At 74.0% G+C, this 3,602-nt stretch carries 3 protein-coding genes and 1 pseudogene; all 4 read right to left on the reverse strand.

All coding sequences use genetic code 11. The features are described from left to right. Positions 1 to 279: pseudogene (locus ABZ641_RS29470) on the reverse strand (hypothetical protein); the annotation flags it as partial. Positions 280 to 293: 14 nt separating this feature from the next. Next, positions 294 to 1,097, reverse strand: a complete 804-nt coding sequence (locus tag ABZ641_RS29475) for a papain-like cysteine protease family protein (protein ID WP_344623090.1) — start codon at positions 1,095 to 1,097, stop codon at positions 294 to 296. Between the two features lie 194 nt (positions 1,098 to 1,291). Continuing rightward, a complete protein-coding gene (locus ABZ641_RS29480) occupies positions 1,292 to 1,951 on the reverse strand; it encodes a hypothetical protein (RefSeq protein ID WP_344623091.1) in 660 nt (219 codons plus the stop codon). An 81-nt stretch (positions 1,952 to 2,032) separates the two neighbouring features. Further along, positions 2,033 to 3,602 (reverse strand): RICIN domain-containing protein (locus tag ABZ641_RS29485; RefSeq protein WP_359986638.1); only part of this gene is annotated, 1,570 nt, incomplete at its 5' end.

A 3,602-nucleotide genomic window follows, 5' to 3' on the forward strand; every position in this document is an offset into this window, starting at 1 on the left:
GGGTCGGCGGCGGGCAGCGTCTCCTTGTGGGAGTCGATGTAGATGCACGCCGACCGTGCCGCCGTCGGCGGCGGGGGCGGCCTGCGCGGCGGACTGCTGCCTGGTGACGGTCAGGAAGCGGGAGACGGTGTCCCGGACCTGGCCGGACTGCAGGACCTGCTGGGCGGAGCCCAGGTCGGGGCCGTCGGCGGCCTGCGCCGGGGAGGCGGAGGCGAGCAGGGCGAGGCCGGCGGTGGCGGCGAGCACGGCCGCGCGGCGGAGCTGCGGGTTGGTGGTCACGGTCGGTCGTCTCCTCAGCCGTGGATGCCGATGCGGGAGTGGGTCCACTGGAACGAGTTGTTGTTGACGTAGGTGTTGTAGTTCCACCAGGTGTAGGTCTGGGTGGAGGGCCACGGGTCGCCGACCGCGATCATGTTGCTGGTGCTGTCGTAGCCGTAGATGACGTTCATGTGGCCGCCGCCGGAGCGCCAGCCGATCCGGACGGCGAAGGGGCGGCCGCCGGCGATCTCGGCCGTGGTCTCGGCGAAGGAGGCGCTGCGGTAGAGGCTGCGGCCGCTGGTGGAGAGTCCGAGGCCGGCGAGGCCGTTGGCCATGTCCTCCAGCGTGGCGGGCTGGTTGTTGCAGTCCACCCAGGTGCCGCGGGCGGCGAGCCGGCAGAACTCCTCCTGGCTGGTGCTGCGCCCCCAGTAGGTCGCGATGGTCACGCCCGAGGCGTCCCAGCACCACTGGGTCTTGACCTGCTTCTGCATGCCGATGGCGAGGGTCTTGGTGCCGGTGGTCGTGGTCGTGGTCGAGCCGCAGACCGGCAGGCCGTTGGTGTTCTCCCGGATGAAGGCGTCGGCGATGTAGTAGGTGCCGGACCAGATCCAGCGGGTGTTGCCCTCGACCTGGTCGCCGCTGGTGCGGCAGGCGGTGGGGACGTGGTCGCCGACCGCGGAGCTGCCGGTGATCCGGGCGGTCAGCGAGGGCTGGGTGCGCTGGTTGACCGTCCGGTAGCCGCCCTGGCCGCCGATCACGGTGCCGGTGGAGGCGGCCTGGGCGAAGACGCCGATGCCGAAGAGCAGGGCTCCGGAGAGCGCGGCGACGATCGCGGCCAACAGGGTCTTCCTACCGCGGGATGCGCGGAGTCTGTGCATGGTGCTCCTTGATCCGAAGGTCCGGGGCCGGGCCGGCGTGGTCACCGGCGGCGCGGACGCGTGGGCCGGATGCGCCCGGGGCCGGGGCACGCCGGGTCGGGCGTGCCGGTCGGGACGTGCCGGGCGGGCCCACGGAGGGTGGGGACGGCGCTCCGTCAGGAACGGGCGGAGCGCCGGAGGATGTGGACGGCGGCCGCGACGGCGCCCCCGGCCAGCACGGCGGTGCCGAGGCCGGCGAGCGCGAGCAGCCAGGCGGGCCGGTCCCGGTCGTCGTCGGGCGCGGCGGTGGCCGGTGCCGGACTGCCGGAGGGCGCGGGGCCGCCGGACGGGGCCGCCGTTCCCGCCGGGACGGGGTCGGCGACGGTGCCCGGCGAGGGGGTCGCGGCGGTGGGGCCCTGGGTGGCGGCGGTCGGTCCGGCCGACGGGGCGGAGCCCGGCGGGTCGGTCACCGGCACGTCCAGGGTTCCCTGGTAGCGGCCGAGTCCGGGGAAGGCGGTCTCGGCGGTGACGGTCCAGTGGCCGGGCGGCAGCACCTCGGCCGTGGTGAGGACGCCGGGCCGGCCGGGTACCGCCACCAGCCGCCAGGGGCCGAGGGCGGTGCCGTCCGGGGCGGTCGCGGAGAAGGTGCCCGCGATCCGCTCCTCGACCGGGTCGCGGTCGTTCTCCCACAGGGCGGTGGCCTGCGGGTGGCCGCCGGTGCTGCCGGTGACGGTGAGGGCGATGGTGTCGCCGTGGGCGTGGGCGGTCGCGGCCGGGCCGAGGACGAGGAGGCCGGCGAGGACGGCCGAGGCCGCCGCGGAACGTCGGTCGGGCATGGGCGTGCGCTCCTGGGCAGTGGGTGGTGCGGTGGGGGCCCGCCCGCGTGGCCGGCGGGCCCCCGGTGGCTCGGCGGGGCGTCAGGACGCCTTCTGGACCGTCCAGGTGTGGTAGCCGGAGCCGTTCGGGTCCTGGAGTTCCATCAGCCAGGCGCCGTAGTAGGGGCGGCCGGAGATGCCGAGGACGAGCGAGCTGCCCCGGGCGGTGACGGTGACGCCGCCGCCGGCGGTCGCGATCCGCCACTGCTGGGCGGCCGAGGAGCCGTTGCAGGGCTGCTGGTACACCCACTGGCCGGCGCCGGCGGCGCCGCCGAGCTGCAGGCACTTGCCGGAGACCGCGGAGCGGATCCGGGAGTAGCCGTCGCCGGCGTCGTCGAAGTACCAGCGCTGACCGGTGTACCCGTTGGGCTGGGAGGCGACCAGCACGGTGCCGTCGGCCGACTTGCCGCCCCAGATCTCGGCGGCGAGCCCGCTGGCGCCGTTCACCAGGGTGTAGGCCGCGCTGGGCGTGGTGGTGCTGCCGGCCTTCGGGGTGTGGAAGGTGACGGTGCGGCCCGGCGAGGAGTCCTTGCCGGAGCGGTCACGGAAGGCCACCGCGACGCTGTAGTCGGTGTCGGGGCGCAGGTTGTAGATGCGCACCGAGTTCTGCTGCACCCAGGTGAGGAAGTTGCCGTTCAGTCGGACCTGGTACCAGTCGGCGCCGTTGACGGCGGGCCAGTTGAGCACCGCGGAGTCGGAGGCGAGGCTGCCGACGGTCGGCACGGGGCCGGTGGTGCCGGTCGGCCCGGTCGGGCTCGGCTTGGGCGACGGGGTCGGCGAGGAGGTCGGCGACGGGTTCGGGTTCGGGTCGGGGTTGGTGCTTCCGCCGCCGGTCATCAGGAACTGGTTGTTCGCGATGTTCCAGTGGGTGGCGAGGTAACTGCCGGCCTTGGGACTGGTGTTGTAGTAGTCGTCGTGGTTGCAGTCGAGGCGCTCGTCGTGGCCGCGCTCGGGGCAGACCGTCCGCATCGCCGGGTAGTACGGCGAGTCGGAGTAGCACATGACGTCCCACTCGTCGGTGCAGTGCGCGCCGCGGCTGGTGTTGGGCGCGCTGTTGTTCACCGCGCCGAGGTTGTGGCCGAGTTCGTGCGCGGCGGTGGAGCCGCTCCAGCAGCCGGAGTCGGTACGGCCGTACGAGGGGCCGAAGTTGGACAGGTTGTCCTGGCCGGGACGCTCGTCGCCGTTGAAGGTGCCGATGCCGCAGTACACGTTGGCGTCCGCGAAGACCATGTACTTGCGGTCCTTGCGGTTGAAGCCCTTCTGGGCGAGGGCGTTGTTCATCGCGCTGAACTCGGCGAGGGCCGAGTCGGGCAACTCGACGTTGAGCACCGAGGGGGTGCAGTCCGCGGCGGTGACGTAGCGGATGTGCCGGACTCCGCCGGTCTCCTGGGCGCTGGCGTAGTAGATGGTGTCCGCGTCGGCGGCCCACTTGCGGAAGGACGCGGCGTACTGCGCGTAGCGGTCCTTGCCGGGTCCGTGGGCGTACACCACCTGGATGCGGTTGCCGCTGCTGCCGTCGCCGTCGCACTGGACGGTCTGGTCGGCCGGGCCGGCGGCCGCGGTGCGGGCGGGCTTGGCGGTCGCGCTCGGCGCCGGGGCGGCCGCGGCGGTC

Origin of the sequence: Kitasatospora sp. NPDC007106 (genome assembly GCF_040634455.1) — a bacterium.
GTDB classification, from domain to species: Bacteria; Actinomycetota; Actinomycetes; order Streptomycetales; family Streptomycetaceae; genus Kitasatospora; species Kitasatospora arboriphila.

What these genes read in the sequence shown, in the direction of transcription:
- ABZ641_RS29480 (WP_344623091.1), bottom strand. Translation starts at nt 1,951, where the DNA reads ATGCCCGACCGACGTTCCGCGGCGGCCTCGGCCGTCCTCGCCGGCCTC.